Source organism: Corynebacterium sp. CCUG 70398, assembly GCF_024454055.1.
Lineage (GTDB): Bacteria > Actinomycetota > Actinomycetes > Mycobacteriales > Mycobacteriaceae > Corynebacterium > Corynebacterium genitalium.
In genome coordinates this window covers 413,674-434,162 of sequence record NZ_JAGPYZ010000001.1, presented here as the reverse complement: position 1 = coordinate 434,162, position 20,489 = coordinate 413,674, and the positions used below count along the sequence as shown (strand labels likewise).

Genomic DNA, 20,489 nt, shown 5'->3' with positions numbered 1-20,489 from the left:
GCCCGCTTAGACCTCGTTCATGACGGTGAACAGTGCCTCGGACTGGACGCGGATGTCCACGCCGAGACTCTTGCCCAGTTCACCCATCGTGTCTTGGAGTCCAGCGAGGTCGAATCCCTCGGCGGGTAGTTCCGCACGCATGATCATGGTGAAGAAGTCGTCCATGATGGTCTGGGAGACGTCGACGATGTTGAGGTCGTGCTCCGCGGCTACCTGCGCAACGCCGGCAATGATGCCGACGCGGTCTGGTCCAGTGGTGGTGATGATGGCGTACATGCGCCCCATCCTACGACTCGCGGGTAAATCGGCAGGAGCCAGCATTCACGGTTACGGTGGGGTACATGAGCACTGAAGAAAGCACAGACAAAGCAAGCAAGTTCGTCCTCGTTCTCGGCGCGGGCGGCAACGTGTCCAAGCACACCGTTCCGCTGCTGATCGAGTCGGGGCACGAGGTCGCAGCACTCGTGCGCAATCTAGAGCACGCGCCGTCGCTTATCGACGCTGGCGCCACCGTCATCATTCAAGACCTGACCACGCTGGACGAGGAAGGATGGGCGCGCCTGATCACTCCATTCGACACCGTTGTGTGGTCCGCGGGTGCCGGCGGCGGTAGCGCTGAGCGCACGTACGCGGTGGACCGCGATGCAGCGATGAAAGCAATTGACGCCCTGGAGGAACTGGGCGAATACACACCGCACTTCATCATGGTGTCCTACGCCGGTGCCGCCGAGGCCACGACTGAGGACGACGGCGGCTCGTGGTACGCGTACGTGGAATCGAAGAAGGCCGTGGATCAGCGCCTGCTCGCGTCTGACCTGCCGCACACGATCCTGGGGCCGACTCTCCTCACGGATGAGCCGTCCAAGGGCGTGACCGTGTTGACCGAGACGCGCAACGCGGACTCGACGACGTCGCGCGAACTCGTCGCCCAAGTGATCGTGGAGGCTGTCGACCGTGGTGAGATGTCGCCGAACCCCTTCGAATTCGAAGACGGCACCGAGCCGGTCAGTTCCGTCTAATCAGTCTAACTCGCTGCCTGCCCGGCGAGGCAGAACTGCGCGAAGCGCTTCACGATCTCGTTCGCCGTTTCCGTATCCACGCTGGGTAGTCCCGCGATGATGTCGTCGTAAGCCTCTTGCGGGAAGTAGCCGTAGTCGTAGTAGAAGTCCATGCGGGTCTTCATCGCCGCAGCGTCCATTTCAGCGTGGAACTGGGTGGCCCACACGCGGTCGCGGTAGCGGACGATTTGAACGGGGCACGAGGGGCCGTCGGCAAGCAGAGTCAGCTCTGGGTGCGTGCTGTGCGGCTCGGCGTTCTCGGTGTGGCCAGTCAGAGCAGTGAACAACTTCGGTAGGTCGCGCAACAGAGGGTCCTCGTCGGCTGAGGGAAGCAGGTTCACGATCGTCGGGCCCGAGGCCTCTGGGTGCGAGTGGGTCACGTTCCCGCCGAGGTGGTGGGTGAGCCAGCTCAGGCCGTAGCAGACGAAGAAAACAGGGATGTCGCCTTCGACGACCTCTCCGAGCAGGGTGTGCACGTGTTGCTGCCAGGCGTCGTAGGTGCCGTTGGTGATGTTGAGCGAACTGCCACCCACAAATATCCCCTGAATGCCGTCCAAGCTGCCCAGCTCGGCGTGCTCGTCGCTAATTGTGCGCAGCTCTACGTCGTCGGTGGTGAGTCCAGTGGCACGGAGGGTGTCGTGGTATTCCGCGTGGGACACCGCCGGGCCGACAGGGCCGTTGCGCAGGGAAAGGAAGAGAAGCATAGCGGGTAAGTCTAAACCGCATGCGTGACGGCCCGCACATCCGGGGGAAGGAAGCCCAAGGCGCCGATAAGCAGAAATGCGAAAGGGGCCGGGGAAAACCCCGGCCCCAATCAGCTACAGACGGTTAGCTCTTGACCATCTGGCGCAGCACGTACTGCAGAATGCCGCCGTGGCGGTAGTACTCAGCCTCACCCGGGGTGTCAACACGGACCTTTGCGTCGAACTCGACGGTCTCGCCGCCGTCCTTGGTGGCGGTGACGTGGACAGTCTCCGGGATGGTGTCGCCCTCGTTGAAGGCGGTGATACCGGTGATGTCGAAGGTCTCCGTGCCGTCCAGGCCGAGGGACTCGTGGGACTCGCCCTCCGGGAACTGCAGCGGCAGCACGCCCATACCGATCAGGTTGGAGCGGTGGATGCGCTCGAAGGATTCGGTGATGACAGCCTTCACGCCCAGCAGGTTGGTGCCCTTTGCAGCCCAGTCGCGCGAGGAACCGGTGCCGTACTCCTTACCGGCCAGAACAACCAGCGGGATGTCCTGCTCGGCGTAGTTCTGAGCGGCGTCGTAGATGAATGCCTGCGGGTTGCCTTCCTGGGTGAAGTCCAGGGTGTAGCCGCCGGCGTCCTCAACGAGCTGGTTGCGCAGGCGGATGTTGGCGAAGGTACCGCGAACCATGACCTCGTGGTTACCACGGCGGGAACCGAAGGAGTTGTAGTCGTGGCGCTCCACACCGTTGTCGTCCAGGTAGTTCGCAGCCGGGGTGCCCGGCTTGATCGACGACGCAGGGGAGATGTGGTCAGTGGTCACGGAGTCGCCCAGCTTCGCCAGGACGCGTGCGCCGGTGATGTCGTTGACATCGTTCGGCTCCTCCGGCATGCCGTCGAAGTACGGCGCCTTGCGGATGTAGGTGGAGTCCTCGTCCCATGCGAAGGTCTTGCCCTCCGGAACGTCGAGGTTCTGCCACTGCTCGTCGCCCTTGAAGACGTCGGCGTAGTCAGCCTCGTACATTTCGCGGGAGATGGTCTCGGCGATGACGCCCTCGATCTCCTCGGCGGACGGCCAAATGTCCTTGAGGAAGATGTCGTTGCCGTCGGCATCCTGGCCGAGTGCTTCGTTCTCGAAGTCGAAGTCCATGGTGCCGGCGATGGCGTAGGCGATGACCAGCAGCGGGGACGCGAGGTAGTTCATCTTCACGTCCGGGGAGATGCGGCCTTCGAAGTTACGGTTACCGGACAGCACGGCAGTGGCGGTCAGGTCGTACTCGTTGATGGCCTCGGAGATCTCGTTCGGCAGCGGGCCGGAGTTACCAATGCAGGATGCGCAGCCGAAGCCGGAGAGGTAGAAACCGACAGCCTCGAGGTCCTTCCACAGGTCGGCGCGCTCGTAGTAGCCGTTGACCACCTGGGAGCCCGGAGCCATGATGGTCTTGACCCACGGCTTAGCCTTCAGGCCCTTCTCGGCGGCCTTGCGGGCGAGCATGGCAGCACCGACCATGACGGACGGGTTGGAGGTGTTGGTGCAGGAGGTGATCGCGGCAATCGCGACCATGCCGTGGTCGAGGGTGTACTCGCCGCCCTGCGGGGACTCCACGATGACCGGCTTGGAAGCGCGGCCCTCTGCACCGTCAGCAGCGGACTCGCCGTTAGCCGGCCAGGACTGGTTGTACTCGACGGTGTCGACCTTCTCTGCGCGGACCGGCTCTGCCTGGCCCTCGCCTGCGGTGTTGTAGTCCGGCAGCTGGGTGCGGAAGGTGGTCTTGGACTCTTCCAGGAGGATGCGGTCCTGCGGGCGCTTCGGGCCAGCGATGGACGGCTTGACGGTGGACAGGTCCAGCTCGAGGTACTCGGAGTACTCTGCTTCCGGAGCGTCCTGCTCGAGCCACATGCCCTGTGCCTTGGCGTACGCCTCGACGCGGTCGATGGTCTCCTTGTCGCGGCCGGTGAGCTCGAGGTAGTTGATGGTCTCCTCGTCGATCGGGAAGATCGCACAGGTGGAGCCGAACTCCGGCGACATGTTACCGATGGTCGCGCGGTTAGCCAGCGGGATCTCCTTGACACCGTTGCCGTAGAACTCAACGAACTTCTGGACCACGCCGTGCTCGCGGAGCATCTCGGTAACGGTCAGAACGACATCGGTTGCGGTCACGCCAACCGGGATCTCACCGGTGAGCTTGAAGCCGACAACGCGCGGGATGAGCATGGACACCGGCTGGCCCAGCATGGCTGCCTCAGCCTCGATGCCGCCAACGCCCCAGCCGAGGATGCCCAGTCCGTTTTCCATGGTGGTGTGGGAGTCGGTACCGATGCAGGTGTCCGGGTAGGCAACGCCGTCGTTGTCGAAGACGACGCGGGAGAGGTACTCGATGTTGACCTGGTGGACAATACCGGTCCCCGGGGGAACGACGCGGAAGTTGGAGAAGTTCTCTGCACCCCAGCGCAGGAACTGGTAGCGCTCTTCGTTGCGCTCGTACTCGATCTCGACGTTCTTGTCGATGGCGTTCTCGGAACCGAAGGCCTCGATGATCACGGAGTGGTCGATGACCATTTCCGCCGGGTTGAGCGGGTTGACCTGGTCCGGGTTGCCGCCGAGAGAAGAAACGGCCTCACGCATGGTGGCGAGGTCGACGACACAAGGGACACCGGTGAAGTCCTGCATGAGGACGCGGGCCGGGGTGAACTGGATCTCGATGGACGGCTCTGCCGACGGGTCCCAGTTGGCGATGGCGTTGATGTGCTCCTCGGTGACGTTCTTGCCGTCTTCGGTGCGCAGCAGGTTCTCACCCAGCACCTTCAGGGAGTAGGGGAGTTTCTCCATGCCTTCGACTGCGTCGAGGGCGTAGTAGTCATAGGACTTGCCGCCTACCTCGAGAGTCTTCTTGGCGTTGAAAGAGTTCTTGCTTTCAGACACGTGAGCTCCGTTTCTCGTTGTCGAACTGTGAAATTCTGGGTGTTGTGACCCATTCGGGTCCCTACCCGACAATGGTAAGGCACACACCAGATATAAGGGGTAATTCTAGGCACACTTGAAAGTTCTGTAAGCCTTTTAGTTACCCCGTTTGGGTATTTGCGCGTCGTCACGCTTATCGACGTTTCCCACCGCTACCCTTGACAACCATGCCGCACCCCGAAGCTGACCTCGATGCGCTGTCCGCCCAACTGCGTGACGGACGGGTCGCTTTCGGCACGGACAATCCGGTGAACGAGTCCCTGGCCGCGGATCTCACCCGAGCAATGGGCAATATCGATGCGGCGGGTGCGGCGGATGTGGGCGACATCGGCGTCGTGGTGCTGGAGACGACACCAGAGCGACCGGGGGACCTGCGGGACATCGCGCAGGATCTCCAGAATGTCACTGGATTGGACACGGTCGTGGTGCGCACGCCCAATTCGGCGGCTGCAGTGAGTAATTCTCTTTCACGCGCCGAGATTGAAAGCGGGCAATTGGCCATGGTGGGCGAGCCCGACTACGCCGTTGGTCTGGAGGCATTCGCCGCTGAAGCCGACGGGTTCGCGCCTCCGTGGGTTGTTGTCTTTCTCGTTCTGGCGGCCATCGTGGCGGTAGTTGTGCTCATGACGTTCTTCTCGGTGGTGCGACAGCGACGATAGTGGGCACCGTTAGTCAAGTTATCTGGCTTGTCTAGCAAAGCGTCCCGGCGTGTCTAATTCTTTCTTTTGAGGCGTGTGTTAACGGTTGTGGCGCGAACGTGACCGACGTCACATAAATAGTTTCCGCGGCTAAAACCGCAGGGTGTGCAGAAGTAACAGTCATGAGATTCGCCTTGACCAGTGTGAAAATTGGTAAAGGTTGTGCAACAGACTAATTAAGTGACTTATGGTTTCCATGTCAGCTCGTGGGCTGATCGCAGTTACATCAAACGCATACGTAACAGATCCGGAAACGGAAACTCGATTCGGGCATGTGGGGAAGCACGCCAAGGATTGGAGTTGACGGAAGCGCCAGGAAGAAGTCCCGGCGCTCCCGTGAGCTCTCTCTTGTTACGCCATGCAGCGCCGATGGGCCGCGTTCATTCCCGCGGGTTCGCATCCGTGACCATTCAATCGTCCGCACGTCAGACTTGACTGTCTGGCCCAGTGTGCCGCGCGTGGCTATCCGACTAAGTTCGGCGCGACCGCCCGCTGCACGGTGGGTTGTGCGGTGAGAGGAATACCTCCGTGGGATTCACCGTTCGTTCCGCGCAGGCGTCGTGGACTCGTTTCCGTTTCCGGAGCGTCGTCCCGGCCGCAGCATGCGCAGTTACCCTGTCCATCGCCAGCTCGTCGACGACCGCTGTCGCTCAGGACACGCCCGTGCCCTCGATTATCTCTGAGATCTCTCAAGGCGAGGCCGAGATCGATCGACTCAATCTGGAGATCGGCGGTCTCGCTGAGTCAGTCAACCAAGCGCTGGTTGATCTCCACGATGCTCAATCGCTTGCTGAGCAGGCCCGCCGCGGTGCTTCTGCGGCACGCGACCGTCTCAACGAGACCCAGGTCGATGTTGAGCGCGCACAGTCGGAGCTGGACGAAATCTCCCGTTCCGCCTACCGGTCTAGTAATGGCGGCGGCGCACGTGTTCAGGCCAACGGTGATGCACGTAAGGACTCCCTTGACCGTCAGACGTATCTGCGGAAGGAATCTGAGGGCAAGCGAGCGACGCTCGAGGAGCTGCAGCGGACGCGTACCCAAGCGGCGAACGAGGAATCGACGCTGCGTCAAGCCAGCAAGCTTGCCGAAGAGCGTGAGCGCGCAGCAACCACTGCGGAGTCCGAGGCTCGACAAACTTTGCAGAACTCGCTGTCTTCTCTGAACGAGCAGCTTGGGCTTCGCGATGACGCGCACGAGAATCTCTCGACTGCGCGGGAAGCGTTGGGCGAGCTGCGTCCGGAAGCTGCGTCTGAGACCGCGGCCCCTCAGGGAGCGAACGAGAGTGAAATTCCGTCCGGCTCTGCTACACCCGTTGAGGAAACGGAACAAGCCGCGGAGACTCTCGAGTCGGCAGAGGCGTCCGAGACCGCTGACGGCGAAACTTCAGTGACCCCGGATGCGGAGAATACAGAAACGCCGGAGCCGGCTGCTGCGGAAACCCCGGTGGAGGAAACCCCGGTGGAGGAAACCCCGGTGGAGGAGAGCTCCGAAACTGGGGAGAGTGACGCTAACGTATCCGAGACTGCTGAAATTGAAGTGCCTGCTGAGGCTTCCGTGACTGTGGAGGAAGCGCCTGCCGGCCCGAGTCGCCCGGTCCTGGGTGACTTGTCCAACCCGGATTCGGTAGCAGCGGCTGTCGACGCTTTCGCTCAGGCTGTTGGGGAAGCACAGCCTGACCACGGTGTGTTCGACGATCCTTACTCGGAGGGTGACCGCGAGATCGCGTCGACGTCGTCAAGCGAAGAGGCGGACAACGCTGTCGCTGCAGCAGATGAAGAGAACGGAACCTCGGTCGCCGAGGTGCTGCCTGAGGTCATGGACGCTGCGCAGGCGACTGAGGAGATCCGTGGCGCAGAGCAGCCGGCGGCTGCGACGGCCCGTGAGGACCAGATCGAGGCTGTGATTGCGCGCGGTGAATCGCAGATTGGCACTCCGTATGTGTGGGGCGGCGGCGACGCCAACGGCCCGACCACCGGTATCCCCGACGGTGTGAGCGCGCACACGGGGCAGGCGGGTTATGACTGCTCCGGTCTGGTGCTCTACGCCTACTCGGGTGCTGGGGTCGATCTGCCGCACTACACCGGCTACCAGTACCAGCGCGGCGAGAAGATCCCTGCCGCCGAAGCTGAGCGCGGTGACCTGCTGTTCTGGGGCGACGGCGGCAACCAGCACGTGGCCATCTACCTCGGTGACGGCATGATGCTCGAGGCACCGCAGAACGGCTCGAACGTGCAGAAGTCCCCGGTTCGCCACAGCGGTATGGCTCCTTACGCGGTCCGTCTGATCTAGCCCGGGCCCACCCCCACGTGATCTAGACTGGGGTCTATGTCCCTGAGTGATTTTGATGCCCTCCTCGTCCTTTCCTTCGGTGGCCCCGAAGGGGAGGACGAGGTTATTCCTTTTCTCGAGAATGTCACCAAAGGCCGCGGCATTCCCCGCGAGCGCCTCGCTGAGGTCGGTGAGCACTACTTCAACTTCGGTGGTGTGAGCCCGATCAACGAGCAGAACCGCACGATCATCTCCAATATTGAGGCGGAGATTGAGCGGCGAGGCGAAACCCTTCCTGTCTACTTCGGCAACCGCAACTGGCGCCCGTTCGCATTGGAAGCGGCCGATGAGATCAAGGCGGACGGCCACCGTAATGTCGCTGTCTTCGCCACCTCGGCCTGGGGTGGGTACTCGGCGTGCCGCCAGTATGACGAAGACATCGTGAAGCTGCGCGAGTCCCACGGCGACATTGAGTTCACGAAGTTGTGGCAGTTCTACGGTCACCCGACCTTCGTCTCGCTCATGGCCGACCATGTCCGCCAGGCGTGGGAGGCCGCAGACCAGGCCACCACGCGCGTGCTGTTCACTGCGCACTCTGTTCCCAACGCGGCTGATGACGCTTCCGGTGGCCCGACCGACGCCAACCTGTACTCGCGCCAGGTCGAGGAGGCGTCCCGGCTGATCGCTGAGGCTGCCGGCCTGCCGTCTTACGAGGTCGTGTGGCAGTCCCGCTCCGGTAACCCGGCTACGCCGTGGCTGGAGCCGGACGTGGTCGACCGCACCGAAGAGCTGCATGATGAAGACAGCTCGATCAAGCACATCATTTGCGTGCCGGTGGGCTTCATCACCGACCACATGGAGGTCATCTGGGACCTCGACACTGAGCTCAAAGAAGCTTGCGATGAGCGCGGCATCACCTTGACTCGTACGCCGACGGTCGGACTCGAGCCGGAATTCGCCAACCTCGTCCTCAATCTCGTGGAAAACACCGCCGCCGGGACCGAACCGAAGACGCTGTCCACGATCACGGTTCAGGGCTGCACGCTCAATGGCGCGCCGTGTAAGGAAGGCTGCTGCACCCCGCAGCGTCCCCAGCCGCAGAGCTAAGCCTGCTTTAGTCGCCGCGCTGGTAGTCGAGCACAGCGTCGGCGACACCGGCCATGCGCGCCGTGCGGATGTGGCGCCACAGGGCGAACAGGTGCGGGTCAAATGAATGGTCGCCTAGCGTATCGACGACCGTCTCCACCACCGCCGCAACCGCATCCGCCCGGGCGAACAGTTTGGCCGCACGCGGCGGGGTTCGCATGGGCAACCCCGGGGTGTCGTAGAAGTCTGCCAGTGTCCCCACCGTCAAACGCGGGTTGGGCAGATCTGACCGGATACCCCCGGCCGCCTCGATGAGGACCGCAGCTTCGTTCGTGGCGCGGGAGAGAAGCGCATCCGCCTCGCCGGGGGAGAGCCAGGCCGGTTCAGGCAGGCGCTCGTGCTCCTCGAACCAGCGCCACTGCGTGCCGTTATCGCCATATTCGGGAATCAGGATGTGGTTCGCCCCTGCGTGGCCGCGGATGACCACCGCACCGGCTTCACCAAGGGCCGCTGCCGCTGGCGAACCGGCGGGCAACTCCGGCGGTTGGCCAGGTCCGGATAGGATGAGGCGGACTGCTGGCCCTTCTGTATCCAGGTCGGCTTCGGAACGGACCTCCCGCAGCAGGTGGGCCAGCGGTTGGCCGGCATAGTGGTGGTCCCCGCCGAGGTCCGTCAGCGCCGACACGAGCGCGTCAGTGGACTCGTGCCCATAGAGCCACGCAGCCAACCAGACAGCTGCGTTCTGGAGTGGAGAATAGACTTCGGTGCGGGCATTCACGCCGGAGAAGTATAGCGTGGGGCCCCGATCAGACAGAATGGATCGGCTACACTCTTGGCCACTATGAGCCCATCCCATGATCCTTATGGCGGCGATATTTTCGCTGGCCACGACCGTAAAAAACCGCGAACGTTCCGCACCGTGGAGGCAACTCCGGACGTTATCGCGGAGGTCTTCGGCGACCCGGACGAGTTCGTCGGGGCCGTCGTTGGACTCGAGCGGACCTACGACGGGGATTTCGTCCGCCTCGAAGACCGCCGGGGCACCCAGCGGTTGTTCAAAATGCTGCCCGGAGCGTTTCTGGTGGAGGGGGAGAGGGTGACGTTGGGCAGGCCCGTCGTCAAGCAGGAGCCGCGCAAGTCGAATTCTGGCTCGCGCCGCGTGGACAACGTGCAAGCGAAGGTGGCTATGCCGTCGCGCATTTGGGTCGAGGGCGTGCACGATGCCGCGATTGTGGAAAAGGTGTGGGGGCACGACCTGCGGGTTGAAGGTGTCGTGGTCGAGTTCCTGGAGGGACTGGATAATCTCCCGCAGCGGCTCGAGGAATTCCAGCCCGGCCCCGGCCGGCGCATCGGTGTGTTGGCGGATCACCTCATCGAGGGGTCGAAGGAGTCCCGGCTCGTCGCGAATGTCGGGCCGCACGTGCTGGTCACCGGTCATCCCTACGTGGATATCTGGGCTGCGGTGAAACCGGAGAAGCTCGGCATGCGCGCATGGCCGGACGTGCCTAAAAGCGAAGACTGGAAGACCGGCATTTGCCGGCGGTTGGGATGGTCCGACCCGCGCGAAGGGTGGAATCGCGTGTACAACGCGGTGGAGACCTTCCGCGACATTGACCACACCTTGATCGGTGCGGTGGAGAGACTCGTCGACTTTGTAACTAACCCGGAGCTGAGCAAAGAAGACCTGTAGTCTTTTGAGCGTGGGAACAGTTATTTGGCTTATCGGCACACTTGTTCTCGCCGGTCTTGAACTTGCGGCCGGTGAGTTCACTTTCCTCATGCTCGCCGGAGGTGCCGCGGTTACCGCGGGGGCGTCGCTGTTTGGATTGCCGGTGTGGGCTGAGATTGTCATCTTCGGGCTGTCGTCGGCCGCGTTGATTCTGTTCCTCAAGCCCTGGCTGCACCGTCGGTATTCGAAGCCGCGCGCGCTCGACACATCCCCGAAAGCGCTCGTTGGATCGAGAGCGCACGTGCTGGAAGACATCACTCCGTCGAGCGGCCAAGTGCGTCTCGACGGTTCCATCTGGTCTGCCCGGGCCATTGACCCCGCCCATGTCATCGCGGCGGGTGAACACGTCATTGTTGCTGATATCGACGGGCCAACGGCCGTCGTCTGGAAGGAATAGCCATGCCGTTGACGATCTTTCTCATCGTCCTTTTCCTTTTCATCATCTTCGTCATCTTCCGCTCTATCGCGTTGATCCCGCAGGGCGAAGCTGCCGTCATCGAAAGGTTGGGAACCTACACCCGCACCGTGTCGGGCGGAATCACGCTCTTGGTCCCGTTTGTGGACCGGGTGCGTGAGCGCGTCGATACTCGTGAGCGCGTTGTGTCCTTCCCTCCGCAGGCCGTGATCACCCAGGACAACCTGACCGTGGCGATTGACACGGTAGTGACGTTCCAGATCAACGACCCCGCCCGCGCGATCTACGGCGTGGACAACTACATCGTCGGTGTGGAGCAGATTTCCACCGCAACCCTGCGCGACGTTGTCGGCGGTATGACGCTGGAAGAGACCCTGACCTCGCGCGAGACGATTAACCGCCGCCTGCGTGGTGAGCTCGACGCAGCGACTGCGAAGTGGGGCCTGCGCATTAGCCGAGTGGAGCTCAAGGCGATTGATCCGCCGCCGTCCATCCAGCAGTCCATGGAGATGCAGATGAAGGCGGACCGTGAAAAGCGCGCGATGATCCTCACCTCCGAGGGTCGCCGCGAGTCCGACATTAAGACTGCAGAAGGTGAGAAGCAGGCACGCATCCTCGCCGCGGAGGGTGAGAAGCACGCCGCGATTCTCGCAGCCGAGGCCGAGCGCCAGGCCACCATCCTGCGTGCTGAGGGTGAGCGCGCCGCGAAGTACCTCAATGCGCAGGGTGAGGCCCGCGCAATTCAGAAGGTCAACGCCGCGATCAAGACCTCTGGCGTTACTCCCGAGCTGCTCGCGTTCCAGTACCTGGACAAGCTGCCGCAGATTGCCGAGGGCAAGGGCTCGTCGATGTGGATGATTCCGTCGCAGTTCGGCGACGCGCTGGAGCAGTTTGCGAAGGCCTATGCGAAGAAGGACGACGACGGGGTCTTCCGCTACGAGGCGGCGCTTGTCGACGAAGAGACCAAGGACCTCGCCGGCCGCGAAGACACCGACCAATGGTTCGAGACCGCCCAGGACCCGGAGATCGCCCGTGCCGTGGCAGAAGCCCGCGCTGTGGCCAATAAGCCGGTGGACTCTCCGCTCGACGAGCAGGAAGAGCGCGAAAAGCCGGCGATTAGCTCGCGAGTGAAGCGTAACGACGACCCGGCTGGCCCGTCTGGTGACGGTGCTTCCCGCCCGGTGGCGATGCCAGGGGAGCCCCAACAGCAAGAGTTCCCGCAGGTAGCCTACGAGCAGCCGCCGACCGGTCAGCCCGGTCAACCCGGTTTTCCGGGCCACCAATAGTTAGCTGCAACTAGCTGGCAGCGCGGCTGATCAGGTTCACGGCGAGCTGCCACCCAGCCTGCTCGGCCTGCCAGCCGGCGGCCTGGAGCCGCTGGCTCATCGCCTGTTTAGAGATGCCGAGCTCCTCGGCTGCCTCGTTCTGATTCAGTCCTGAGCGCACTAGGGAGGTTGCTTCGCGGCCCTCAAGGGTGCGCTTCGCAAGGACGTGGCTCAAGAGCGCAAAAGCGGCTGCGATGTCGTCAGCACCGGTTGCGTCGGCGGATCCGGCTTCCACTACTACGCTGACAGTTCCCGGACGGTTGCCCACCGCGTCCGTTGCGGCATAGACAGCAGGGCTTACTGCGGATGATCCCGCGGTGATCCCCAGTCCGATCGCCCAGTCGCCGTCGGACAGAAGTGCCATAATCAGCATGCAAGCGGCTTCGGCGCCATCCACGTGTGCGCGGATGTCCTCCACACCGACGACATCGAAGCTGCCGACACCATCGAGGGTGGACAGTGCCTCGGCGGAGCGCTTGACCAATTGGGCGCGGCGGGTGTCGCGGCCGCGGTAGCGGGCGTGGACAGCAATCATGCGGTCTATTCTACCCGCTAAAGCTAGTGGTCTAGGGTAGGGGATTGACGGGTGGGGAGTCGGTCGTCGATAAGCAGACCGGCGAGGCCGGCAACCGCAAGCACCGCCATGATCGCGATGAAAACAGGGTTCGCCTCACCGGTAAGTGTGTCGCCGAAGATGGTGACCAGGATCGTGCCCGGTGCGGAGCCGATGAGCGTGGCCACTGTGAACGGAACCACGCGCACACGGGTGAGTGCGGCGGTGTAGTTGAGGATGGAGAACGGGATTCCTGCGATCATCCGGAGGCTGAGGATAGCCAGCCATCCTCGTTCCTCTAACCGTTGATTGATGGCCAGAACCGACGGGTGCGTCAGCCGGGGTTCAATCCAGTCGCGGAGCAGAAAGCGCACAATGAGCAGCGAGATCGTGCCGGCCACTGTGGTCGCTGTGAGCGCGAGAAGGATGCCTTGCACGGTTCCGAAGAGGATGCCAGCTGAAATCGTCATCACGGTGCGGGGGATTGGAAATTGCGTGATCAGGATGTACAAAAGCCAGAAAACGACGGGGAACCAGGGGCCGGTTTGATCGGCCCAGGCGCGAAGAGTGGCCAGGTCCGGGACGTCAAGAAGCATCCACAGCGCAACGAAGGCGACAACCGCCACGAGGAGGGCTGCGATGCGGCGAGGGTCGCGCATGTAAAGCCTCCTGAAACGTGAAAACCGGCTCCTCGGGGGAGCCGGTCAATGGTGCCCGAGGGGGGACTTGAACCCCCACGTCCGTTAATAGGACACTAGCACCTCAAGCTAGCGCGTCTGCCATTCCGCCACCCGGGCTTTGGGTGTTATCGGCCACCAGGATAACCGGGTGGCCGGGCACTCGTAAGACTATAAGGCGTGCGTCGCACGGGGAGCAAATCGCATGGTAGATGTGCGTTTGCATAGAGCGGTGCCGAGATAGTCTCGGCCGAGATCGTGGGCAGGATAGGAAGTTTCCGGTACAAAGGAGCTATGACTGCTTCTTATGACCAAGACCGTTTCCCCGGCCCCGATCCGTACGCACCGCTGGCTGACGTGCCGGCCTTCGAGCTCACGTCGACCGACATAGTCGATGGTGAGCGCCTGGACGACAAGCTGGCCGGCGATGACGCGACCAGCCCGCAGCTGGCGTGGTCCGGTTTCCCGGAAGGCACGAAGACGTTCGCGGTGACCTGCTTTGACCCGGATGCCCCAACCGCATCGGGCTTCTGGCACTGGTCGGCATTCAACATCCCGGCTGATGTCACAGAACTGCCGTCGGGCGCTGGCTCCAAGGAGGACCTCGGTGTCGGTGCGACGACCCTGACCGGCTCGTCCGGCATCAAGGGCTACTACGGCGCCAACCCGCCGGAGGGCCACGGCCCGCACCGCTACCTCTACGCTGTCCACGCTGTGGACACTGAGCTGCCTGTCGACGAGATCGCCAACCCAACGCAACTCGGCTTCAACCTGAACTTCCATGCGCTTGGCCGCGCCATCGTGTGGGGCTGGTACGAGAACTAAGCATTGCGCGCGAAGGTTCTTCCAGCGCTGTGTCTGCTTCCGGCGCTTCTTGCCGGGTGCAGCATGAGCGAGGTGCTGGTGCCATCTCTGTCTGCGCCTTCTGAGTCGTCTACGGCTCTTTCGCCGGCTGAAACTCCGACTATTCAGGAGGCCAAGGAGAAGTCGGTGGCCATCCATCGTGAGCTGCAAGCACTAATTGCACAAGGACACTGAGCGCCGGATCGGCCATCATTTCGTCTCTTGACCGTCCGGACGATTTGTCGATGCTCACCATTGATGTGTGGAGTCCCTGTGCAACGCTTCCAGAGGGCGTGAACCCATACTCGTTCAAGATCTAGCCAACACACCGCACGCGGCTGGGCAGCATACCCCCGTGAGGTAAGGTCGCCGGCATGGTCCCCGTTCAGCTCCGTGTCGGCGGTGCCTTCATGGCTCTGGCCGTCGCCCTAATCATCCTCGCCATTATGGCGTTCATCTCCGGAGACAGCGTTTTCACGTTCACGCCGTCTGACCTGATGCTGTGCCTTGCTGCTTTGCTCTTCGGCAGTTTCGGCGCATTCACACGCGAAGAACGGGGCTCCCTCACACGCGTTATCGCACTGGCTCTGACTTCAGTGCTCATCCTTGCGTCGGTGGTCACGCCGAAGACGACCACCGTTTTCACCACCGAGACCTACTGGCTTCTCCTGTGGGCCGGCATGGCTATCATCTGCGCGCTCATTCTGCGCCGTTCAGCCGCCGCTTAGGCCTTCCACTCGAGACCACTACCGACGGCTTCGCTGATGTTGCTTAGCCCGTGCGCTTTCACCTGAGCGGCAAGTCCTTTGTGAATGCCGCGGATCCATCCCAGCCCGCCATAAATGAACGGGGTGTAGCCCTGCAGCAGGTGAGCACCAGCCGCGATGCGCTCCCACGCCTGTTCAGGGGTAGAGATGCCGCCCACGCTCACGAGCACGAGCTTTCCGCCGACACGCGCATGCAGCCGCTTGAGCACTTCGAGCGAGCGCTTTGCGACGGGCGCACCAGAAACCCCGCCAGCCCCCAACGCCGCGACCTCGTCCGCGTCGGTTTTCAACCCCTCGCGGCTGATCGTGGTGTTGGTGGCCACAATGCCTGCCAGACCCAGATCAAGGGCGAGGTCGGCGACGGCATCGACATCCTGGTCGGAAAGATCCGGGGCGATCTTCACCAGGACCGGGGTGTCGGTCGATTCCTGTACTGCGGTGAGGATGGGGCGCAGCTCCTCGATGGCTTGCAGGTCACGCAGGCCGGGTGTGTTGGGGGAGGAGACGTTGACCACCAGGTAGTCGGCAAGCGGACCGAGCAAGGAGGCACCAGTGCGGTAGTCGGCGACAGCATTCTTGGAGGTCTTGTTTTTGCCGATATTGATTCCAACAACGTCGTTGGAGTGCTTGCGCTCCAACCTGCGGGCCACATCGAGCGCGCCCTCATTATTGAAGCCCATACGGTTCAAGATCGCTTTATCGGCGGGCAAACGGAACAGGCGCGGGGCCGGGTTGCCTGGCTGTGGGCGCGGGGTAACGGTGCCGAGCTCGGCATATCCAAAGCCGATTGCCCCCCACGAGTCGATGGCCGTGGCGTTCTTATCAAAGCCCGCGGCGAGGCCGAGTGGGGCGGGGAAGGAGACGTCGAAAAGCGTCTGCCTGAGCACGGGATCATGAACTCGGACGAGTTTTTCCATGCCGCGGTTGGCTGGGGTGACCGCATTCAACAGCGCGAGCGAGCCACTGATGATGCCGTGGATACGCTCTGGGGGGAGTAGGAACATGACCTTGAGAAGACGGTCGTAGGCACTCACAGCGGTCTCCTTTTAGTTGGTGGCACTATCGACAGTAGCCGGATCGATGACTTGCAGCCCGTCGCCTGAGGCGGAGCCGAGCACGAGTGAGCCGTCTTCCAGTGCTATGAGGCTTTGAGCATCAGCAACAGTGTTCAGCTTCCCCTTTTCCAGGGGTACACCCTGGGAAAGGTCGTAGGCGGTGACCGTGTTGGTCTCGGTGGAGCTCACCCAGGCAAGACGGCGCTTCGAGTCCCACGCGACATCCCAGGGGCCGCCGTCGGTAGGCACCATTTGGTGTAGTCGGACGACTTCATCCGTGGTGTAGACCAGCATGCGGTTGCCGGTGGCATCGGCAGCCAGCACCATGCCGTTTTCGCCGAAGGCGACTTTGCCCACGCCCAATCCAACACGCAGTGTGCCGCCCTGGTGCCCTTCGACGTGAAGGTCTTGGATGGTGGTGTCAAAGCGGTTGATGCGCACGACTCGGTCAGCGTCGTCCGTCTGCTCCTGCGCAAGGAGGTAGTCGGACGGACGGGCCACTTTGAAGGTATCTAGCTCGGTGCCGTCCTCGGCGTAGATCCAGACGCGTTCTTCCGTGTCGGAACCAGCGATGATGCCGCCGCCGAAGAGGGGAGCAGCAACAGTCACGTCGTCGCCAACGGGAACGATTGTGTTCGGGTTACTCGGGGCAGAAGGGTCGACCAGTTCGACCTCGTTGTGGTCCGCGCGCGCAACCGCGAACTTGCCAGCGTTCGCCGAGATGTCCGCGGCGTCGGGATCGATTGCGGTTTCCCGCGCATTGCCGGAGGTGAGCATGTCGATGTCGCCGACGAGCAGTTTGTCGCCAGCCCGCACACCAAGGCCGCCGTCTTTGATCTCGGTATCGGTGCGCGTTGCCGGCACGAGATCGATGTCTTGGATCGGGTCGAAGTCGATGACCTCACCCGCCGGGTCAGTAGCCTCTGGTGAGGCCACGGGCTCGGCGTTGCCCATGGTGTCCATCTGCTCCTCGCCCTGCTCGATCATACCTTGGGTGCAGCCGGTCAAAACCAGGCTGGCAGAGACAACAACAGGCAAGAACACACGCTTTTTCACGGTTGTCAGCCTAGCAACTGGCCAACCGCCACCAATCTGCTGGCCGTGCGCCATGATTGCCGGTATTCAGCCGCGGAGGGTATATCGTTGTGCTCCGTGATTGAAGCAGCCGAAAACATGTCGTGGATTCAGGTCATCGTTCTGTCGATCGTCCAGGGGTTGACCGAGTTCTTGCCCGTGTCCTCCTCTGGGCACCTGAGGATTGTCTCCGAACTGTTCTGGGGCCAAGACGCTGGCGCCAGCTTCACCGCCGTCATCCAGCTGGGCACAGAGCTGGCCGTTCTCGTGTTCTTCGCGAAGGACATTTGGCGGATTCTGACGGCCTGGTTCGCTGGGCTCGTCGACAAGAGCAAGCGCGGTTTCGACTACCGGATGGGTTGGATGGTCATTGTCGGCACTATTCCCGTCGGCTTAGCAGGCGTGCTGCTCAAAGACCTGATCCGTGAAAATTTCCGCAACCTGTGGATCACCGCGACGGTACTGATCGTCTTTTCCTTCGTGTTCATTCTCGCCGAGCGCAAGGGCCGCAAAACGCGCGGCTTCGACGAGCTGACCATGAAAGACGCCATCATCATGGGCCTGTGGCAGTGCCTCGCGCTCATCCCGGGCGTGTCGCGCTCCGGCGGCACGATCTCCGGTGGTCTGTTCTTGAACCTCGACCGCGAGGTGGCCACGCGTTTCAGCTTCCTGCTCGCGATTCCGGCAGTGCTCGCCTCCGGGCTCTTTTCGCTTCCCGACGCCTTCGACCCCCAGGCCGGTCAGGCCGCCTCCGGTATTCAGCTCTTCGTCGGGGCGGGTATCGGCTTTGTGCTCGGCTACATCTCGATTGCGTGGCTGCTGCGGTTTGTCTCGCACCACTCGTTCGCGTGGTTCGCGGCCTACCGCATCCCGCTCGGAGTGATCGTGATGGTCCTGCTGGCCACCGGCGTGATGCAGCCGGTGTAGCGCTCGTAGTCACGGCTGTCTTGTAGGCTGACCCCATGCACTCTTGGCCCGCGCCCTCCGTCCCCGCCGTCGCCGGAACTCCTGTCCCGTTGACCCTTTTTGACACCGCTGACCAGCAGGTCAAGGAGGTTGACACCACGGCCACGACCAGTGGCGGTGAGATCGGGATGTACGTCTGCGGCATCACGCCGTATGACTCCACTCACCTGGGCCACGCAGCGACGTACCTCACGTTTGATCTGGTCCACCGCCAGCTGAACGCCAACGGCCACAGTGTCCATTACGTCCAGAACATCACTGATGTCGACGACCCGCTGTTCGAGCGCGCCGAGCGCGACGGGGTGGACTGGCGCGAACTTGGTCAGAGCCAGACCGACCTGTTCCGCACCGACATGGAGATCCTCTCCGTCATCCCCCCGCGCGACTACATCGGCGCGATGGAATCCGTCGATGAGGTCATTGCAATGGTGCAGACGCTGCTGGACAACGGCAGTGCGTATGAGCTTGTGGACGACTCCGGTGACCACCCCGTCACCGACATCTACGCGCCCATCACAGCAACCGAGCAGTTCGGCTACGAGTCCAACCTCGACCGCGCCACGATGGAGGAGTACTTCGCCGAGCGCGGCGGCGACCCGGAGCGCACGGGCAAGCGCGACCCGCTCGACGCGCTGCTGTGGCGCGGCCACCGTGAGGGCGAACCGGCGTGGGAGGCCCGCTTCGGTGCAGGCCGGCCAGGATGGCACATCGAGTGCTCCGCTATTGCGACGAATCGTTTGGGAACACAGTTCGCCATTCAAGGCGGCGGCTCTGACTTAGCTTTTCCGCACCACGAGTTCTCGGCCGCCCACGCTGAGGCCGCGTACGCGGTCCCGCGCATGGCCGGCCACTACGTCCACGCTGGCATGATCGCGCTCGACGGGGTGAAGATGTCTAAGTCGCTGGGCAACCTCGTTTTCGTGCACAAGCTGCGCGAAGAAGGGCACGACGCGTCCGCGATCCGTGTCGCGGTGTTCGGGGGCCACTACCGTGATGACCGCGACTTCTCCTACGTCGTCTTGGACGAGGCGGAGCAGCGTTTGGCCAATTGGTGCGAAGCTCTCATGAATGAGGTCAGCGAAGGCGAGGCGGTAGGTACCGTCGATAAGCTGCGTGCTGCTCTCGCGGACGACTTGAACACTCCAGAGGCGCTGCGCATTGTGGACGCAGCACTCGGTGACCACAACGGGATCGTTGCAGCTGCACTGGACGGCTTGCTTGGCGTGCGGGTGTAGCGAAACTGCGCCACAATAGCGGGTATGACAATCCGCGATCAGTTCCAGAGCGACGTCGACGAGTTCATCGACGACCTGACCACGTTTGCAACCGGTTCGTACCTGCAGGACAGCGATAAGGAACTGTGGGAGGAGCCGTTTGACCCGGCTGTCCTGCCGGACCTGAAAGAGCTCATCGAGAAGTACCTCGACGCCCTGGAGATCATCGGCGACGACCCGGACGGGGAGAAGCTGAACTCGGTCGTGGAACCGTTCTTTGCCAAGCTCGACGAGTTCAACGCCAAGCACGCTGAAGCTGTCCTGGAGCCGGAGGAGAAGTCGGACCTGCAGGACTTTGCGTACCGCGCGGCTGCAGCCACCGGCGCTGACGACGAAGCACTCAACTCCCTTCCCGAGCTTGACTAGCCGCACACCAAGCACGGCGCCGAAGGCCGTGTTCTGGGACATGGACGGCACGATGGTTGACACTGAGCCGCTGTGGGGCATTGCCACCTACGAGCTCTCAGAGCTGCTTGGCCGCAGGTTAAGCTCAGAGAAGCGCGAAGAGACAGTCGGCGGTGCCTTTGCGAACACGTTGCGCGTGTGCGCGGAGTGGGCGGGAGTCGAGCTTGTCGACGGTGATTATGACCGTTACCGGTCCTGGATGTACCAGCGGATGGGCGAATTGCTCGCCGGCGATGTGGAGCCGAATCCCGGCGTGCGCGGCTTTCTCGCCTCTCTCAAGGGCGCGGGGATGCGGATGCTGGTGACCACGAACACGGAACGCGAATTGGCGGACTACTGCATTGACATCGTCGGCCGTGAGTTCTTCGTCGACTCTGTCACCGGTGATGAGGTGGCCCAGCCGAAACCGGCGCCGGACATGTACCTGCGTGCTGCCGAGATCGTGGGGGAGGACCCCGTCGATTGCCTCGTTTTCGAGGATTCTTGGGCCGGTATGTCCGCAGCCGCCACGGCCGGGTGCGTTGTGCTTGGGCTCGCCGAAGAAGTACCGGAAGGTGTGGTGCGTTTTGATCCAGTCGAGTTCGTCGGTGCCGATGCACACGATGTGTCCGCATGGTTCAGCGCTGCCCGTGATCGGATAAAGTAACT

General features: G+C 62.6%; 21 protein-coding genes and 1 tRNA gene. 13 read left to right on the top strand and 9 right to left on the bottom strand.

The window, feature by feature from the left end; all coding sequences use genetic code 11:
• Positions 1–6: 6 nt before the first annotated feature.
• Positions 7–276 carry an ACT domain-containing protein gene (locus KBX07_RS02070; protein WP_256022799.1) on the bottom strand — a complete coding sequence of 90 codons (270 nt, stop codon included), beginning with the start codon at positions 274–276 and terminating at the stop codon, positions 7–9.
• A gap of 65 nt (positions 277–341) precedes the next feature.
• Here KBX07_RS02070 and KBX07_RS02065 point away from each other — a divergent pair, with 65 nt between their 5' ends.
• Positions 342–1,019, top strand: a complete 678-nt coding sequence (locus tag KBX07_RS02065; RefSeq protein WP_256022797.1) for an SDR family oxidoreductase — start codon at positions 342–344, stop codon at positions 1,017–1,019.
• A 5-nt stretch (positions 1,020–1,024) separates the two neighbouring features.
• Here the strand turns inward: KBX07_RS02065 and KBX07_RS02060 are convergent, their stop codons facing one another.
• Entirely contained in the window at positions 1,025–1,762 is a 738-nt protein-coding gene (locus KBX07_RS02060) for a glutamine amidotransferase (RefSeq protein ID WP_256022796.1), read from the bottom strand.
• Between the two features lie 124 nt (positions 1,763–1,886).
• On the bottom strand, positions 1,887–4,667 hold the full coding sequence (gene acnA, locus KBX07_RS02055; RefSeq protein ID WP_256022794.1) for an aconitate hydratase AcnA: 2,781 nt from the start codon (positions 4,665–4,667) through the stop codon (positions 1,887–1,889).
• Between the two features lie 206 nt (positions 4,668–4,873).
• Between acnA and KBX07_RS02050 the strand changes: the two genes are divergently transcribed.
• The 3 genes from KBX07_RS02050 (at position 4,874) to KBX07_RS02040 (ending at position 8,779) form a co-directional block, all read left to right on the top strand.
• The gene (locus KBX07_RS02050) at positions 4,874–5,365 is read left to right on the top strand and encodes a DUF6676 family protein (protein WP_255994941.1); all 492 of its coding nucleotides are present in this window, start codon (positions 4,874–4,876) and stop codon (positions 5,363–5,365) included.
• Positions 5,366–5,932: 567 nt separating this feature from the next.
• Positions 5,933–7,693: a DIP1281 family NlpC/P60 protein gene (locus KBX07_RS11430; RefSeq protein WP_255997648.1), complete on the top strand. Its 1,761-nt coding sequence runs from the start codon at positions 5,933–5,935 to the stop codon at positions 7,691–7,693.
• 36 nt (positions 7,694–7,729) lie between these two features.
• Complete coding sequence (locus tag KBX07_RS02040) at positions 7,730–8,779, top strand: ferrochelatase (protein ID WP_256003675.1); 1,050 nt, start codon at positions 7,730–7,732, stop codon at positions 8,777–8,779.
• Between the two features lie 7 nt (positions 8,780–8,786).
• On the opposite strand, the gene KBX07_RS02035 is transcribed toward KBX07_RS02040, so the two are convergent.
• Positions 8,787–9,536 carry a hypothetical protein gene (locus tag KBX07_RS02035; protein WP_040423701.1) on the bottom strand — a complete coding sequence of 250 codons (750 nt, stop codon included), beginning with the start codon at positions 9,534–9,536 and terminating at the stop codon, positions 8,787–8,789.
• Between the two features lie 63 nt (positions 9,537–9,599).
• Between KBX07_RS02035 and KBX07_RS02030 the strand changes: the two genes are divergently transcribed.
• The 3 genes from KBX07_RS02030 to KBX07_RS02020 are packed head-to-tail and all read left to right on the top strand — an operon-like array spanning position 9,600 to position 12,188.
• Positions 9,600–10,448, top strand: a complete 849-nt coding sequence (locus KBX07_RS02030) for a DUF3097 domain-containing protein (protein WP_255994937.1) — start codon at positions 9,600–9,602, stop codon at positions 10,446–10,448.
• 10 nt (positions 10,449–10,458) lie between these two features.
• Positions 10,459–10,884 (top strand): NfeD family protein, encoded by a 426-nt coding sequence (locus KBX07_RS02025; protein ID WP_255994936.1) that lies wholly within the window; start codon positions 10,459–10,461, stop codon positions 10,882–10,884.
• A 2-nt stretch (positions 10,885–10,886) separates the two neighbouring features.
• A complete protein-coding gene (locus KBX07_RS02020) occupies positions 10,887–12,188 on the top strand; it encodes an SPFH domain-containing protein (protein WP_256022793.1) in 1,302 nt (433 codons plus the stop codon).
• 10 nt (positions 12,189–12,198) lie between these two features.
• Here the strand turns inward: KBX07_RS02020 and KBX07_RS02015 are convergent, their stop codons facing one another.
• The 3 genes from KBX07_RS02015 to KBX07_RS02005 all read right to left on the bottom strand — a co-directional run bounded on the left by KBX07_RS02015 (position 12,199) and on the right by KBX07_RS02005 (position 13,577).
• Complete coding sequence (locus KBX07_RS02015; RefSeq protein WP_256003679.1) at positions 12,199–12,762, bottom strand: MarR family transcriptional regulator; 564 nt, start codon at positions 12,760–12,762, stop codon at positions 12,199–12,201.
• Positions 12,763–12,785: 23 nt separating this feature from the next.
• On the bottom strand, positions 12,786–13,439 hold the full coding sequence (locus tag KBX07_RS02010; protein ID WP_256022791.1) for a TVP38/TMEM64 family protein: 654 nt from the start codon (positions 13,437–13,439) through the stop codon (positions 12,786–12,788).
• Positions 13,440–13,488: 49 nt separating this feature from the next.
• A tRNA-Leu gene (locus KBX07_RS02005) sits at positions 13,489–13,577 on the bottom strand.
• 174 nt (positions 13,578–13,751) lie between these two features.
• Between KBX07_RS02005 and KBX07_RS02000 the strand changes: the two genes are divergently transcribed.
• Together KBX07_RS02000 and KBX07_RS01995 are read left to right on the top strand one after the other, a co-directional pair.
• Entirely contained in the window at positions 13,752–14,282 is a 531-nt protein-coding gene (locus KBX07_RS02000; protein WP_005290120.1) for a YbhB/YbcL family Raf kinase inhibitor-like protein, read from the top strand.
• 392 nt (positions 14,283–14,674) lie between these two features.
• Positions 14,675–15,028 carry a hypothetical protein gene (locus tag KBX07_RS01995; protein WP_256022789.1) on the top strand — a complete coding sequence of 118 codons (354 nt, stop codon included), beginning with the start codon at positions 14,675–14,677 and terminating at the stop codon, positions 15,026–15,028.
• Here KBX07_RS01995 and KBX07_RS01990 read toward each other — a convergent pair.
• Positions 15,025–16,101, bottom strand: coding sequence for a quinone-dependent dihydroorotate dehydrogenase (locus KBX07_RS01990; RefSeq protein ID WP_256022788.1), 1,077 nt, complete (start codon positions 16,099–16,101; stop codon positions 15,025–15,027). The two genes, KBX07_RS01995 and KBX07_RS01990, sit on opposite strands and share 4 nt — an antisense overlap.
• 12 nt (positions 16,102–16,113) lie before the next feature.
• The gene (locus KBX07_RS01985) at positions 16,114–17,178 is read right to left on the bottom strand and encodes a hypothetical protein (protein WP_255994929.1); all 1,065 of its coding nucleotides are present in this window, start codon (positions 17,176–17,178) and stop codon (positions 16,114–16,116) included.
• A 117-nt stretch (positions 17,179–17,295) separates the two neighbouring features.
• On the opposite strand from KBX07_RS01985, the gene KBX07_RS01980 reads away from it, so the two are divergent.
• Genes KBX07_RS01980 through KBX07_RS01965 form a run of 4 tightly spaced genes read left to right on the top strand, consistent with a single transcriptional unit; the run spans position 17,296 to position 20,487 of the window.
• Entirely contained in the window at positions 17,296–18,123 is an 828-nt protein-coding gene (locus KBX07_RS01980; protein WP_256022896.1) for an undecaprenyl-diphosphate phosphatase, read from the top strand.
• Between the two features lie 35 nt (positions 18,124–18,158).
• Positions 18,159–19,397 carry a cysteine--1-D-myo-inosityl 2-amino-2-deoxy-alpha-D-glucopyranoside ligase gene (gene mshC / locus KBX07_RS01975; RefSeq protein ID WP_256022786.1) on the top strand — a complete coding sequence of 413 codons (1,239 nt, stop codon included), beginning with the start codon at positions 18,159–18,161 and terminating at the stop codon, positions 19,395–19,397.
• Between the two features lie 24 nt (positions 19,398–19,421).
• Positions 19,422–19,802, top strand: a complete 381-nt coding sequence (locus tag KBX07_RS01970; RefSeq protein ID WP_256022784.1) for a hypothetical protein — start codon at positions 19,422–19,424, stop codon at positions 19,800–19,802.
• Positions 19,795–20,487, top strand: coding sequence for an HAD family phosphatase (locus KBX07_RS01965; RefSeq protein WP_256022783.1), 693 nt, complete (start codon positions 19,795–19,797; stop codon positions 20,485–20,487). The genes KBX07_RS01970 and KBX07_RS01965 overlap by 8 nt, the downstream gene beginning before the upstream one ends.
• The last annotated feature ends 2 nt before the right edge of the window (positions 20,488–20,489 follow it).

Excerpts from the sequence above, each read along its gene's own strand:
- KBX07_RS02070 (WP_256022799.1), bottom strand. The coding sequence starts at position 276 with ATGTACGCCATCATCACCACCACTGGACCAGACCGCGTCGGCATCATT.
- KBX07_RS02065 (WP_256022797.1), top strand. The coding sequence starts at position 342 with ATGAGCACTGAAGAAAGCACAGACAAAGCAAGCAAGTTCGTCCTCGTT.
- KBX07_RS02060 (WP_256022796.1), bottom strand. The coding sequence starts at position 1,762 with ATGCTTCTCTTCCTTTCCCTGCGCAACGGCCCTGTCGGCCCGGCGGTG.
- KBX07_RS02050 (WP_255994941.1), top strand. The coding sequence starts at position 4,874 with ATGCCGCACCCCGAAGCTGACCTCGATGCGCTGTCCGCCCAACTGCGT.
- KBX07_RS02040 (WP_256003675.1), top strand. The coding sequence starts at position 7,730 with ATGTCCCTGAGTGATTTTGATGCCCTCCTCGTCCTTTCCTTCGGTGGC.
- KBX07_RS02030 (WP_255994937.1), top strand. The coding sequence starts at position 9,600 with ATGAGCCCATCCCATGATCCTTATGGCGGCGATATTTTCGCTGGCCAC.
- KBX07_RS02020 (WP_256022793.1), top strand. The coding sequence starts at position 10,887 with ATGCCGTTGACGATCTTTCTCATCGTCCTTTTCCTTTTCATCATCTTC.
- KBX07_RS02015 (WP_256003679.1), bottom strand. The coding sequence starts at position 12,762 with ATGATTGCTGTCCACGCCCGCTACCGCGGCCGCGACACCCGCCGCGCC.
- KBX07_RS02010 (WP_256022791.1), bottom strand. The coding sequence starts at position 13,439 with ATGCGCGACCCTCGCCGCATCGCAGCCCTCCTCGTGGCGGTTGTCGCC.
- KBX07_RS02000 (WP_005290120.1), top strand. The coding sequence starts at position 13,752 with ATGACTGCTTCTTATGACCAAGACCGTTTCCCCGGCCCCGATCCGTAC.
- KBX07_RS01995 (WP_256022789.1), top strand. The coding sequence starts at position 14,675 with ATGGTCCCCGTTCAGCTCCGTGTCGGCGGTGCCTTCATGGCTCTGGCC.
- KBX07_RS01980 (WP_256022896.1), top strand. The coding sequence starts at position 17,296 with ATGTCGTGGATTCAGGTCATCGTTCTGTCGATCGTCCAGGGGTTGACC.
- mshC (WP_256022786.1), top strand. The coding sequence starts at position 18,159 with ATGCACTCTTGGCCCGCGCCCTCCGTCCCCGCCGTCGCCGGAACTCCT.
- KBX07_RS01970 (WP_256022784.1), top strand. The coding sequence starts at position 19,422 with ATGACAATCCGCGATCAGTTCCAGAGCGACGTCGACGAGTTCATCGAC.